The 13,447-nt window shown below is 39.1% G+C and carries 11 protein-coding genes and 1 pseudogene; 8 read left to right on the top strand and 4 right to left on the bottom strand.

Translation table 11 applies throughout. From position 1 onward, the window contains the following. Positions 1–46 precede the first annotated feature (46 nt). Positions 47–1,058, bottom strand: a pseudogene (gene phnD / locus IAR63_RS12630) (phosphonate ABC transporter substrate-binding protein). A gap of 82 nt (positions 1,059–1,140) precedes the next feature. Then, positions 1,141–1,881, bottom strand: coding sequence for a phosphonate ABC transporter ATP-binding protein (gene phnC, locus IAR63_RS12625; protein WP_231922759.1), 741 nt, complete (start codon positions 1,879–1,881; stop codon positions 1,141–1,143). Positions 1,882–2,147: 266 nt separating this feature from the next. Here phnC and IAR63_RS12620 point away from each other — a divergent pair, with 266 nt between their 5' ends. The 7 genes from IAR63_RS12620 (at position 2,148) to IAR63_RS12590 (ending at position 8,061) form a co-directional block, all read left to right on the top strand. Beyond that, positions 2,148–3,167: an ABC transporter ATP-binding protein gene (locus IAR63_RS12620; RefSeq protein ID WP_187705512.1), complete on the top strand. Its 1,020-nt coding sequence runs from the start codon at positions 2,148–2,150 to the stop codon at positions 3,165–3,167. An 82-nt stretch (positions 3,168–3,249) separates the two neighbouring features. Next, complete coding sequence (locus IAR63_RS12615) at positions 3,250–4,128, top strand: ABC transporter permease (RefSeq protein ID WP_096545119.1); 879 nt, start codon at positions 3,250–3,252, stop codon at positions 4,126–4,128. Positions 4,129–4,161: 33 nt separating this feature from the next. Further along, a complete protein-coding gene (locus IAR63_RS12610) occupies positions 4,162–4,530 on the top strand; it encodes a hypothetical protein (RefSeq protein ID WP_187705511.1) in 369 nt (122 codons plus the stop codon). Between the two features lie 63 nt (positions 4,531–4,593). Beyond that, on the top strand, positions 4,594–5,577 hold the full coding sequence (ygfZ, locus tag IAR63_RS12605; RefSeq protein ID WP_187705510.1) for a CAF17-like 4Fe-4S cluster assembly/insertion protein YgfZ: 984 nt from the start codon (positions 4,594–4,596) through the stop codon (positions 5,575–5,577). Between the two features lie 56 nt (positions 5,578–5,633). Then, positions 5,634–6,092, top strand: coding sequence for a DUF2214 family protein (locus tag IAR63_RS12600; protein ID WP_096545113.1), 459 nt, complete (start codon positions 5,634–5,636; stop codon positions 6,090–6,092). A 230-nt stretch (positions 6,093–6,322) separates the two neighbouring features. Continuing rightward, a complete protein-coding gene (locus IAR63_RS12595) occupies positions 6,323–6,961 on the top strand; it encodes a peroxiredoxin (RefSeq protein ID WP_009342104.1) in 639 nt (212 codons plus the stop codon). 125 nt (positions 6,962–7,086) lie between these two features. Further along, positions 7,087–8,061 (top strand): cysteine synthase A, encoded by a 975-nt coding sequence (locus tag IAR63_RS12590; RefSeq protein WP_187705509.1) that lies wholly within the window; start codon positions 7,087–7,089, stop codon positions 8,059–8,061. Here the strand turns inward: IAR63_RS12590 and IAR63_RS12585 are convergent. Beyond that, positions 8,058–11,078, bottom strand: coding sequence for a tetratricopeptide repeat protein (locus IAR63_RS12585; protein ID WP_235678261.1), 3,021 nt, complete (start codon positions 11,076–11,078; stop codon positions 8,058–8,060). The genes IAR63_RS12590 and IAR63_RS12585 overlap by 4 nt on opposite strands. Before the next feature lie 204 nt (positions 11,079–11,282). After that, positions 11,283–11,534, bottom strand: a complete 252-nt coding sequence (locus tag IAR63_RS12580; RefSeq protein ID WP_006277258.1) for a hypothetical protein — start codon at positions 11,532–11,534, stop codon at positions 11,283–11,285. Between the two features lie 331 nt (positions 11,535–11,865). Here IAR63_RS12580 and IAR63_RS12575 point away from each other — a divergent pair, with 331 nt between their 5' ends. Next, positions 11,866–13,434, top strand: coding sequence for an AAA-like domain-containing protein (locus IAR63_RS12575; RefSeq protein ID WP_187705508.1), 1,569 nt, complete (start codon positions 11,866–11,868; stop codon positions 13,432–13,434). Positions 13,435–13,447: the final 13 nt, after the last annotated feature.

Genomic DNA, 13,447 nt, shown 5'->3' with positions numbered 1-13,447 from the left:
AGTTTTTAAAAATCAACAGCTGATAATTACTGGCAATTAAGTGGTATTAACGTCCTTGCAGTTTTCGCAGTTGGCTATTTAAGTTGTTTAATTTTTGTTTATCTGCAGCAGTTAAATCCGTTTTAGACTGGAGGTCTAAAACCTGTTTAGCAAGGTCTAACTCTCGAATAGGGTTCCAGGTTTTATCATTAGCTGGGACCAAGGCTGACCACTGCAAAGGTTCTAAGATTTTTTTGTCTTTGAAATTGTAGAAAAAATTCTGCAGTTTTTTCTTCACATCAGCTGGTAAATCTTTACGATAAGCTATGGGGTCACTAGGGATAATTGGTGATGTCCAGATGATCTCAAATTTTCTGTCTGGCTGAAGGATTAGTTTTTTCCAATCTTTCCAGAGACTCATTATTATTAGTGGCTACATCTACCTGGTTATTTGCCACTGCTAAAGCTGTAGCTTCGTGACTACCTGAGAAAATTAACCGTTTAAAAATTTTCTTAGGGTCAACTTTATTTTTGCCAAATACATAGTAGCTAGGTACTAAAAACCCAGAAGTAGAGTTAGGATCATTAAATGCAAAAGTTAATTTACTCGCATTTCGGATCACATATTTATCCCCACCCTGCTTTTTAGCTGCTGCTGTAATCGGATTACTCTTATTGGCAATCAGATGAGCATAGTAACCTTTTTTTCCATCGCTAGAAACAGTTTGGGCAAAGGCTTCTGCATTGGCAATTTTAGCAGCTTCAATATAGGATTTACCACCATACCAAGCTATTTGCACCTGACCGAAACGCATGGCTTCAATTACCCCTGCATATTGAGTAGCATAAAAAGCTCTCACAGGAATGCCTATGGAACTTGATAACGCCGCAATAAATGGTTCCCAAAGGGGTCTTTGATTGGCTTGGGATTCTGTGGAAATGATACCGAAGTTCAGTTCTTTTATTTGTTGGGCTTGTACTGGCTCAATACCTCTGTTACCAATGGTGGCAATGGCTTGAGTACCTAATAAAGACGCACCAAATAAGGCGGAGCTTTCAATGAATGATCTGCGTTTCATGGCTATTCCTCAGTGATGTTTTATAAGTGATATTTTCTGGTGGTGCGCAAGATTTAAATGCGGAAAAACTTGAGTTTAGGAATTATAGCAACACTTCACCATGTCCTCTCATTACCAATTCTTCGACAGCTGCACCATAAATTTGATTTAGTTTCCTATCATCCAATTCTACGGTTGGTCCATCGAATTTTACTTCTCCATCCTTCAAGGCAATTACCCTACTAAAGTAGTTTCTTACCATTTGAATTTGATGTAAAGAAGCTACTATACTAATTCCATTATCTCGGTTGAGCTGTACCAGCAACTCCATTACTTTACGTGCTGACTCTGGGTCTAATGAAGCAATCGGTTCATCCGCTAATATAATCTTTGCCCTCTGAACTAAACAACGAGCAATGGCTACCCTTTGCTGTTGTCCTCCCGAAATCGTAGAGGCTCGTTTGTAAGCATGCTCGAGAATTCCGACCTGTTCCAGCGCAGCTAGGGCTTGAATTTTTTCTTCTTTAGTAAACAAATGTAGTGTTGAACGTAAAGGAGACACTCTGGCCAGGTTACCAACCAAAACATTCTCAATTACTGTTAACCGATTTACTAGATTAAACTGCTGGAAAATACAACCAATGCGACTGCGTAATAGTCTGACTTTTGAATGTAGTTTTCCCTGACTTTGCAAGGTGGTACCATATACGGTGACTTCACCAGCATCAGCAGTTTGTAAGCCATTAATGTGCCGCAAGAGTGTGGACTTTCCTGAACCAGACGCACCAATTAGGGCGACCATGTCTCCCTCATGTATGCTACATGACACTTGTTTCAGTGCCACTTTGCCTTTAAAATCCTTGGAAACATTGTCAATCGTAATACTCACTGTGGTTATTGTTTATTCATAGTCTAGTCTGACATCAAGTTAACAGCGGTTGGTTAAGTAATAGTTAAGTAAAGGATAATTTTAGATGTGATATTGGATTTCTTAACATTCGATGAAGACTAACCATTACTAACAATCACCCAAACTACAGGAAATGGCAAAGCGTGAAACTGATTTTTTCGGTAAAATGGGAGATAAATTGTTGGGAAACGTATAGGACTATGGCTTCAGCCGTTTTAATCGAACATCTAAGGAAAAGCTACGGTAAGGTCGTCGCAGTCAAAGATGTCTCTTTTGAGGTACAATCGGGAGAAATCTTTGGTTTACTTGGTCCCAATGGTGCAGGTAAAACTACTACTCTCCGCGCTCTTTGTACTCTGACTACCCCAGATGCTGGAAAAGTTCAAGTTTCGGGTATATCTGTTGTGGACCATCCCAAATTGGCACGACAAAGGTTGGGTTATGTCGCTCAGGAGGTAGCCATAGATAAGATATTAACAGGTAGAGAACTATTACAACTGCAAGCAGCTCTTTATCATCTACCCGGTGCAGCAATCAAGGAACGGATTGCTAAGGTGTTGGAATTGCTTGGTTTACAGGAATATGCAGATCAAAAAACTGGAACCTATTCTGGTGGTTTACGTAAACGTCTAGATTTAGCAGCTGGGTTGTTACATTCCCCAGATGTGTTAGTTTTGGATGAACCAACGGTGGGATTGGACATAGAAAGTCGAATTGTAGTCTGGGATTTCTTGCGGAAATTACGAGCCGCTGGTACTACTGTAGTCATCACTAGTCACTATTTAGAAGAGATTGATGCTTTGGCAGATAAAGTGGCAATTATAGATAAGGGTCTGGTAATTGCTACTGGTACACCTGCTCAATTAAAAGATCAAGTGGGAGGCGATCGCATTACTTTGCGCATCCGGGAGTTTTCACATCAGGAGGAAGTAGACAAGGCCAAGAATTTATTGGCAACTCTACCTTTTGTGCAGGAAATAATCATTAATTCTGCTCAGGGTAATTCTCTGAATTTAGTAGTTACCCCGCAAAATGATGCCCTAATTACTATTCAGCAGACTTTAAGTAATGTAGGTCTACCAATTTTTGGTATTGCCCAATCCCGTCCCAGTTTAGATGATGTTTACTTGGCTGCTACTGGTAAGACATTAATGGATGCGGAATTAGCAGCAGTGGCTAATCGTGATCCTAAAGCGGAGAAAAAGCAAAATATGAGATAGGTTGGGAAAATTTCAACCCATCCCACAGGGGATCTAAGAATCCTCATATATTCATCGATAAAGTTACCACTTCTAAATCATTATGAAGACAGATATCAATTTACCATCAGTTACTTCTCCCTCGCTTATGGTTTCTGAAACTGGATCTAGTTTTATTGGGGAAATCACCCAAGAAACCTTAGCCCTAACCCGTCGTCTATTTATTCAACTACAGCGTCGTCCTTCTACCCTCATAGCTGGTATTATTCAACCGGTAATGTGGTTAGTGTTATTCGGCGCATTGTTCCAAAATGCCCCCCAGGGTTTATTTGGTTCTACTGCTAATTACGGACAATTTTTAGCTGCTGGTGTGATAGTATTTACCGCTTTTGCTGGCGCTTTAAATGCCGGGTTACCTGTCATGTTTGATCGGGAATTTGGCTTTTTAAACCGGTTACTGGTAGCACCTTTAGCTTCTCGGTTTTCTATTGTGTTTGCTTCTGCTATTTTCATCATTAGCCAAAGTTTACTTCAAGCAGCAGTGATAGTCGGTGCAGCAGCAATGCTAGGAGCAGGACTACCAGATATTAATGGATTGGTGGCGATCGCCTTGATCGTATTTTTACTGGCACTAGGAGTTACAGCTATTTCCCTGGGTTTGGCCTTTGCTTTACCTGGACATATTGAACTAATAGCAGTAATTTTTGTAACTAATTTGCCTCTGTTATTTGCCAGTACAGCCTTAGCTCCATTATCTTTTATGCCAGAATGGTTAAAAATTGTAGTTGCCCTGAACCCTTTGAGCTATGCCATAGAGCCAATTAGGCATTTATATCTCAATAGTAATTGGGGACTAAATGATGTGGTGATGGAGGTGTTTTGGGGTAATGTTAGCTTTGGAGGATCCTTGTTAGTATTATTGGGATTTGCAATAGTGGCTTTAGTAAGCATTCAACCCCAACTACGCAAAACATTAGCCTAACCTTGTTAAAACAGACAAAAATGGAGGGAAATCATGAACAAGTACTTTTTGATGGGTAAACTTTTGCTGGCTTGTGGTGCGGGAATAGGTCTTATTAGTTCGTTTGCGCCACAACCAAGTTTTGCTAATATCGCTAATACAAGTCAACCTTTGAGTAGTCCGGATAATACAAATCCTTTGGCAAATGATTCGGGACTTGATATGTTCAATATAATTCATCGGTTGAACTTCGGCCCATTGAACTGGGATCCTAATCAGCAAAATCAACAGTTAGAAGATGCAGCAGCAGCCTTTAAAGCCCGTCAAAATCAGATATTGCAAAATCAGCAGCCATCAAAGGTAAAAGTAGAAGAAAATAGATCTGGTGACAATACTGATGGTAGTAATACAGAAAGAAAGTAGTTGTTTTTGTGCGTTACCGTTTTGTAACGCACAAAGCGAATAAAAATAAATAGGTGGGTGATTATGTTAACATCTTTAATTGATAGCGAAGATAGAGCAGCTGTTTATGCAGCTAAAACCAGAACTGCTATTTGCGATCGCTCCCATTGGGGAAGAATTGAAGTTACTGGTGAAGATAGATTGCGTTTTTTACACAATCAAAGCACTAATAACTTTCAATCTTTACAACCAGGTAGTGGCTGTGACACTGTGATGGTCACTTCCACAGCTAGAACTATAGATTTAGTGACTGGATATGTCCTAGAAGATAGAGTATTACTACTAGTCTCACCCAATCGGCGGGAATTTTTACTCTCCTGGTTAGACCGTTATATATTTTTCGCAGACCAGGTGACCCTGACGGACATAACTGACCAAACAGCAACATTCACCCTCCTAGGTCCAGAAAGTGATACCATAATCAGCAAACTGGGTGCAGCATCACTTCTGAGTCAACCTGACGGCCATCACATTTCAATCAATGGCATCATTTTTGCCGTTGGTACTGGATTAGCTATACCTGGCTATACCCTAATTCTCCCCAGAGCAGAAAAACAGCAAATTTGGCAGCAACTCCTAGATTGGGGAGCAGTCAAACTGAGCGATCGCCATTGGGAAATGTTGCGGATTTCGCAAGGTCGGCCCGCTCCCGATGCGGAGTTAACGGATGATTATAATCCCTTAGAAGTTGGTCTTTGGCAGACAGTTTCGTTTAATAAGGGTTGTTACATTGGTCAAGAGACCATTGCCAGACTAAATACTTACAAAGGGGTAAAACAACATTTATGGGGAATTAAGCTAAAAAATTGTGCACAACCGGGAACTATAATTACCATATCGGGGGAAAAAGTTGGTAAGCTTACCAGCTACATAGAAACTCCCGAAGGACACTTTGGGTTAGGTTATATTCGTGCGAAAGCAGGAGGTGTGGGTTTAACTGTAGAAGTGGGAGAAACTCAAGGAGAAATTGTGCCAGTCCCCTTTGTTTCCCGGGAGTATCCTCAATAATTGAGGTAGGGCAATTTATGAGGTTTTTAATTTAGGATTTCATTTAGGATGAATTTATGTTGATTAATGCGATAGTCGCCTATTTACACTATTTGAGCTTAGCAATTATATTTGGTTCCTTATGTACAGAACTATTTACCCTTAAACCAGACCTAACCAATAAAGAAGGATGGCGAGTTCTCATAGCTGATAGCGCCTACGGAATTGCAGGGGTTACGGTGTTAATCACAGGTGTTCTTAGGGTTTTATATTTAGAGAAAGGAGCAGCATACTATACTCATCAACCGGTTTTCTGGTTGAAAATATCCATATTTATCCTGGTTGGGTTATTATCCTTGTATCCCACCTTTTCATTTTTGATGTGGATTAAAAATCTCCGTAATCAGAATTCCCCGGAAGTCAGTCCCGAGAAAATAAACCTACTCAAAACTATTATTCGTCTAGAGCTTGTGGGATTTAGTGTAATTCCCCTGTTTGCTTCAATGATGGCAAGAGGAATTAGACTAGGATTATGATAAACCTTAAGGTTTCATAGCGTAGGTGCTGGTGTTCCAGCCCAGCTCGGTTGTGGGATGCTACAGCTGTAAAAAATGCTTGCAGACATTAAACCCACACAACGAGATAGGGTATGTAGAGAGTTTGTAAAAATTTGTTGCAACTAGTAAAGTCCGTTTACGATAAAGACCGATTTATGTTATAGTGGTAGCGCAAAATAATTATCTTTTCTAATTACAGGGAATCTAGTATGGCTCTCCATCTTGGTGATACAGTACCAAACTTTACACAAGCATCAACACATGGTGAAATCAACTTTTATGAGTGGGCGGGTGACAGCTGGGTAGTGCTGTTTTCCCATCCCGCTGATTACACACCTGTTTGTACCACAGAATTAGGCACAGTTGCTAAATTAAAACCCGAATTTGACAAACGTAACGTCAAGGCGATCGCATTGAGTGTGGACGATGTAGAATCCCACCAAGGATGGGTAGGGGATATTGAAGAAACCCAAAGCACCACATTAAACTATCCAATTATAGCGGATCCAGACAAAAAGGTTTCCGAGCTATATGATATGATTCACCCAAATGCGGCGGCCAATATTACAGTGCGCTCCGTATTTGTCATTGATCCCAATAAAAAACTTCGTCTTTCCTTCACCTATCCTCCCAGCACCGGACGTAACTTTGATGAGCTGTTGCGAGTCATTGATTCCCTGCAATTAACTGATAACTACAGTGTAGCAACTCCAGCGGATTGGAAAGACGGAGATGATTGCGTAATTGTACCATCCCTAAAAGACCCAGAAGTTCTGAAAGAGAAATTTCCCAAGGGTTATCAAGAAATCAAACCCTATTTACGGTTGACCCCCCAACCCAATAGGTAGGGATTGGATCTTCAAGTCCAGGACGTGTCAAGCTCCCGCTGACTCGCCTGGCATATAATCACTAAAAGTGGGAGTATATATAGAGTATATATTAGGGGAAACTATAAAACAATAAGTTTATTAATATGGATATCAAGAGAGGATTTATTGGCGCAATTGGCAACACTCCACTAATCAGACTGAACAGCTTTAGTGAAGAAACCGGTTGTGAGATTTTAGGTAAAGCAGAATTTCTCAATCCTGGGGGATCTGTGAAGGATCGAGCTGCACTGTACATAATTGAAGATGCAGAAAAAAAGGGTTTATTAAGACCTGGTGGTACTGTGGTAGAGGGAACTGCGGGTAACACAGGGATTGGATTAGCTCATATATGTAATGCTAAAGGTTATAAATGTTTGATCATTATTCCCAATACCCAGTCCCAGGAAAAAATAGAGGCGCTGACAACATTAGGGGCGGAAGTTCGTCCAGTACCAGCAGTGCCCTATAAAGATCCTAACAACTACGTGCGACTGTCTGGTAGAATAGCTGAGGAAATGTCTAATGCCATTTGGGCGAATCAATTTGACAATTTAGCCAATCGTTGTGCTCATTACGAGACCACGGGGGAGGAAATTTGGCAACAGACAGGTGGTAAAATAGATGGTTGGGTAGCAGCAACTGGAACAGGGGGAACTTATGCTGGGGTGGCAATGTGCTTAAAAGAAAAGAATTCTAATATTAAATGTGTGGTTGCTGATCCCTTGGGTAGTGGTTTATATAGTTATATTAAAACTGGTAAGATAAGTATAGAGGGTAATTCCATCACCGAGGGAATTGGTAATAGTAGGATTACAGCGAATATGGAGGATGTTCCCATTGATGATGCGATTCAAATTAATGATCAGGAAGCTTTGAGAGTGGTATATCAGTTGTTAAGAAAAGATGGTTTATTAATGGGTGGTTCAACGGGGATTAATGTTGGTGCAGCTGTAGCTTTAGCTAGGGAGTTGGGTCCAGGACATACTATTGTGACTATTTTATGTGATAGTGGGTCTCGTTATCAGTCGCGTATATTTAATCCCGAGTGGTTAGCGACTAAAGGTTTGGTAATGGGTTAGGGATTGTCTTCAGTATAGGGAATATAAATTTCAAATGTAGCTCCTTTCTGTCCAGTTTCCTGAATATATCCATTCATCTGAATTAATGTTTTGCGGATAATGAATAATCCCAAACCGCTACCATAACCTTCTGTTGCTGTAGTGTTCATAGGTTGAAATATCCAATCTTTCCTACTGGGACTGATACCTTGACCGTTATCATTAAACTCAATAAATAGATATTTCTGTGAACCGGGAATCCTAGCACCACGAATTCCTGAAGGATTGACAGTATCTCGGGAAATAATCTGAATTTGCAAATCTGCTTTTTGAGAGTTATGTTTGATGGAATTTTCTACTAATTCATTGATAACACTCTTAATTTTTTCTTCATCACCATTAAAATATGAGTCACCATTTTGGATATTTAGAGTAATACAAGCATTATCAATTTGAGTATTAGATTCCCATTTTTCAAATAGTTTCCTAACTGGAAAGTGATGTTTTTTAAGTTTAATACCTTCATTAATTGCTTTTAAATCATTAAGAGCAGCTTGACTCAACTCTAGCTGTATTAACAGTTTGTTGAATTGAATATACTGAGGGTCTTCATAGGGAGTTTTCTTAATCATACGTCGAGTTTTAGATTCAATAATTGCTAATTCGTTGTTAACAAAATCAGAAATATCATGAGCGGTTTTAGCAACGACTTCTAGGATATGTTGATATTTATTATTGGTATTGGCAATAGTTTCGTCGGTACTAAAAAATTCAAGTTCTGATTTTTCTGCTGCGCGACGACTGTTAATCTGTTCCAATACATCTTCAATGCTTGCAATAATAGAAGTGAGTACCTCATTTTCATCTTTGCAAGCACGTAATATTCTGTAAGCAATTGCTTTAAGCATACTAATCTCATTAGCAATTTTGTGATAAATTGATCTATTAAGAATTTGAGCATCATTTAAAGCATGATCATAATCAGGATGAACCATTTCAAAATATTCTTTTTGACTAGTGTTTAGTCTTAACATTTCCCAGGCCTCACCATATCTTGGTGAATCTTCAGTAATTTGTCGTAACATTTTTACAGCATTCTCGTTATGAGGATTATTAGCTAGGATACTTCTCGCACTAGATAGTATGGACTTCTCCTTATCATCTGACTTATCAATTGCTAAGTTAAAGTAAGAATCACCTTTTTGGTACAATTTAAGACAGTAATATAGTCTACCTAAGGTAATATGAATAACATTAACATCATATTGTTTTAATTTTCTAGTGTCTATCTGCTCAATTTGAGTGATTGCATCCTTATATCTTCCTAGCTGTTCTAAACACTTAGCGAATATAAAAAATATATAATTATCAGGTTGAATTTGTAAGGAACGCTGAAGTATTTCACAGGCTTTCTTATAATCACCAGAATCAGCCAGAGCTTTCCCGTAACTAGTTAAAGCTATTATGTTATCTGGTTTAATTTGTAAAGAACGCTCAAATATTTCACAGGCTTTCTTATAATCACCAGAATCAGCCAGAGCTTTCCCATAACTGGTTAAAGCTATTGTATCATCTGGGTTGATTTGTAAAGAACGCTCAAATATTTCACAGGCTTTTTTACAATCACCAGAATCAGCCAGAGCTTTCCCATAACTAGTTAAAGTTATTGTGTTATCTGGTTTAATTTGTAGAGAATGCTCAAATATTTCCCGGGCTTTTTTACAATCACCAGAATCAGCGAGAGCTTTCCCGTAACTAGTTAAAGTTATTGTATCATCTGGGTTGATTTGTAAAGAACGCTCAAATATTTCACAGGCTTTTTTATAATCACCAGAATCAGCGAGAGCTTTCCCGTAACTAGTTAAAGCTATTGTATCATCTGGGTTGATTTGTAAAGAACGCTCAAATATTTCACAGGCTTTTTTATAATCACCAGAATCAGCGAGAGCTTTCCCGTAACTAGTTAAAGCTATTATGTTATCTGGGTTAATTTGCAAGGAACGCTCAAATATTTCACAGGCTTTTTTATAATCACCAGAATCAGCGAGAGCTTTCCCGCAACGAGTTAAAGCTATTATGTTATCTGGGTTAATTTGCAAGGAACGCTCAAATATTTCACAGACTTTTTTATAATCACCAGAATCAGCGAGAGCTTTCCGATAACTATTTAAAGCTATTGTGTTATCTGGTTCAATTTGTAGGGAACGCTCAAATATTTCACAGGCTTTTTTATAATCACCAGAATCAGCGAGAGCTTTTCCATAAGTATTTAAAGTTATTGTGTTATCTGGTTCAATTTGTAGGGAACGCTCAAATATTTCACAGGCTTTTTTATAATCACCAGAATCAGCGAGAGCTTTCCCGTAACTAGTTAAAGCTATTATGTTATCTGGGTTAATTTGCAAGGAACGCTCAAATATTTCACAGGCTTTTTTATAATCACCAGAATCAGCGAGAGCTTTCCTATAACTATTTAAAGTTATTGTGTTATCTGGGTTAATTTGTAAAGAACGCTGAAATATTTCACAGGCTTTTTTATAATCACCAGAATCAGCGAGAGCTTTCCCATAACTATTTAAAGCTATTGTGTTATCTGGTTCAATTTGTAGAGAACGCTCAAATATTTCACACGCTTTCTTATAATCAGTGAGTCTCAGCAAAATCTTGCTATATGTACTCAATACTTTTACATTTTTTGGCTCAATATGGAGGGCAGATTCAAGAACATTTAATGCTTCTTTACTTTCACCATTATCGAACAATGCACTGGCATAATTCCTCATAATACTCACATTGATTGGAGATAATTCCATAAGTTTTTTAAAAACTTCCAATGCCTTCCTTAATTCATGCAATTTAACTAAACATTCAGCATAAACCTTAAGAATATGAAGGTTATCAGGGTCAGTTTCCAAAACTTTTTCAAAATCCTTCAACACCCCTTTAATATCTTTAATAGCTTGATCGCTCCTCGAAACTTTGAGGAAACGCTCAGTTTTATTAATTAGAATTTGGATATCATCATTATCATTTACCATAATTTATTCACTGGATAAAGGTCTCAGCTGTAAAACAAATATGTGAACAGAACATTATTCTTCAACTATACCCCATCCCTATCCGATTGTTTACCTAATACCCGATCGCCACTCTTTGTTTTTGCCCCCATAGCTGGTGTACACACAATTGAGATAGGGAATGAATTCCCTATCTCATTATTGAGTCAAACCCACCGGTGGATGTCAATTAATCAGAATCTGTTTTACCAGGATACTCATGACCTCCCCTGGATTACTAGTCGGTATCAGATCACTCCAATCAGTTGCATGGGCATAACCTAGCACGTGTAGATAGTGAATCGTACTAATAACTGTCTTTTTCGATCCAATCAATAGGTGCTTTAATGGTTCCCTGCGATCGCATTCTGGAACCACTACACTGCCAACTACTGTGGTGTCATTAACATTGCCGATAAAATTCCTAGTCTGTGCCATAATTTGATTACCTCTAAAAGGGGTGTAAGGTGATCCGGATTTCTTGCAGGAAGGCCTCGATCACCTTACCTTTAAGTATAAAACTACTTGACTAAATATGCAAGAGGTTTATTGAAAAAAATTAATAAAATTTGTAAATCTTTTAGACTTGTCAAGCATAACTGAAAAATATAAGAAATTTGGACTCACCCAATTCCCTGGGAACCACAAGGATGGTTTACACTGTAAATTGTGGTCAATAAAGAAAACTGCTGTAATAGTTATGCCATTTTAACCTTGCCATATAGGATACACTTATATACTTAATTTTCTATATGGCCTTAGATTTTATATGAAAGAGTTCAATACAGTCGGCATTTGTCAGATAGAAAAGCACTACATGTGCGATGTGACAGCAAAATTCAATAGATGTAGTCAACTGATAGAAAGTGGCAAATATTTTGCCATCAATTTCCCCCGCCAACATGGGAAGACCACCATGCAGAATCTGCTGGCAAAAAGCTTTGAGAAGGTGGAAACATATCTGGTAATCAGCACCAGTTTCGAGGGGATTGGCGACCTACCATTTGAAAGTGAGAAAAATCTGGCGGGCATGATACCTGTGGTTTTTGCCAAAGGATTGTTCTTCAACCACCCGGAACTAGCGGACTGGCTTGAAGGTGAAGCCAGGAAAATAGAAAACTTCCAACAACTTTCAAGATTTATCAGCGATTGGGTTAGTAAGTCTGGGCTAAAAATTGTTTTGCTGCTGGACGAAATTGACAAAGCCAGCAATAACCAGGTGTTCATCAATTTCCTGTCCTTGTTACGGGACAAATACCTAGCAGCAGCACAAGGTCGAGATGCCACCTTTCATTCCGTAGTACTGATTGGTATCCATGATGTGAAGACCTTGAAGTTAAAGCTTACCACGGGTGAGGAGCGCAAGCTGAACAGTCCTTGGAACATTGCTGTAGACTTGGATATCGAATTCACCTTCACCCAGCAGGAAATTGAACCCATGCTCGTGGAATATGCCCGTGAGCATATACTCACCATAGACTCTCATTTATTGGCTCGGCTTCTGTTTTACTATACCAATGGTAATCCTTTCCTTATTAGCAAGATGTGCCAGGTCATTGATGAAGTTTATATGCATGAAAATAAACGACCTTGGGCATCTGAGGACATCGACGCAGCCTACACATACCTAGTGGATGGAGCTTATACCACCACCCACTTTGATGATATTGACAAAAACCTGGAAAACAACGAAGATCTTTTCCACCTGGTCAAAGATATTGTGATCAATGGTATGGCATTGAAGTTCAATGTCAGCAATCCAGTTATTGGCAAGGGCAAAGTCTATGGAATACTAAGGGGAAACGAGCAGGGTCTCTGCGATATCAGCAATAAAATCTATGAATACCGAATTCTTGACTACCTACTTTCTAAGCAGGAAACTGACCATGGCCTCCTTGACCGATACCGAGACAGCGGATTCATATCTGGTGGAAGACTCAATATTGAGCTAATCTTGGAGAGATTCCAGTGGTTCATGCGGGAGCATCATTCATCTAAAGACAACGATTTTCTTGAGTCCAATGGGCGTATGTTGCTCATGTCTTTCTTTCGCCCGATCATCAATGGTAAGGGATACCTATTTAAGGAGAATGTGACTGCGGAAGACCGTAGGATGGATTTGGTGGTTACCTATAACAACCAGCGTTATGTGATCGAACTGAAAATCTGGTACGGTGAAAAGCGGCTCCAGGATGGACTTGATCAGCTTTGTAGCTACCTAGATTCGTACAGGTTGAACGAGGGACATATAATTGTATTCAATTTTAATAAAAACAAGGCCTACGATACACGGAAAATTGTTCACCGTGGCAAACGTCTTACTGCTGTCTTCGTCTAGCCAACTGTTGATG

This window comes from Cylindrospermopsis curvispora GIHE-G1, from assembly GCF_014489415.1.
GTDB lineage: Bacteria > Cyanobacteriota > Cyanobacteriia > Cyanobacteriales > Nostocaceae > Raphidiopsis > Raphidiopsis curvispora_A.
Note: the sequence above shows the minus strand (reverse complement) of the source record. Positions and strands in the feature narration are given on the sequence as shown.

Excerpts from the sequence above, each read along its gene's own strand:
- IAR63_RS12620 (WP_187705512.1), top strand. The coding sequence starts at position 2,148 with ATGGCTTCAGCCGTTTTAATCGAACATCTAAGGAAAAGCTACGGTAAG.
- IAR63_RS12615 (WP_096545119.1), top strand. The coding sequence starts at position 3,250 with ATGAAGACAGATATCAATTTACCATCAGTTACTTCTCCCTCGCTTATG.
- IAR63_RS12610 (WP_187705511.1), top strand. The coding sequence starts at position 4,162 with ATGAACAAGTACTTTTTGATGGGTAAACTTTTGCTGGCTTGTGGTGCG.
- ygfZ (WP_187705510.1), top strand. The coding sequence starts at position 4,594 with ATGTTAACATCTTTAATTGATAGCGAAGATAGAGCAGCTGTTTATGCA.
- IAR63_RS12600 (WP_096545113.1), top strand. The coding sequence starts at position 5,634 with ATGTTGATTAATGCGATAGTCGCCTATTTACACTATTTGAGCTTAGCA.
- IAR63_RS12595 (WP_009342104.1), top strand. The coding sequence starts at position 6,323 with ATGGCTCTCCATCTTGGTGATACAGTACCAAACTTTACACAAGCATCA.
- IAR63_RS12590 (WP_187705509.1), top strand. The coding sequence starts at position 7,087 with ATGGATATCAAGAGAGGATTTATTGGCGCAATTGGCAACACTCCACTA.
- IAR63_RS12585 (WP_235678261.1), bottom strand. The coding sequence starts at position 11,078 with ATGGTAAATGATAATGATGATATCCAAATTCTAATTAATAAAACTGAG.
- IAR63_RS12580 (WP_006277258.1), bottom strand. The coding sequence starts at position 11,534 with ATGGCACAGACTAGGAATTTTATCGGCAATGTTAATGACACCACAGTA.
- IAR63_RS12575 (WP_187705508.1), top strand. The coding sequence starts at position 11,866 with ATGAAAGAGTTCAATACAGTCGGCATTTGTCAGATAGAAAAGCACTAC.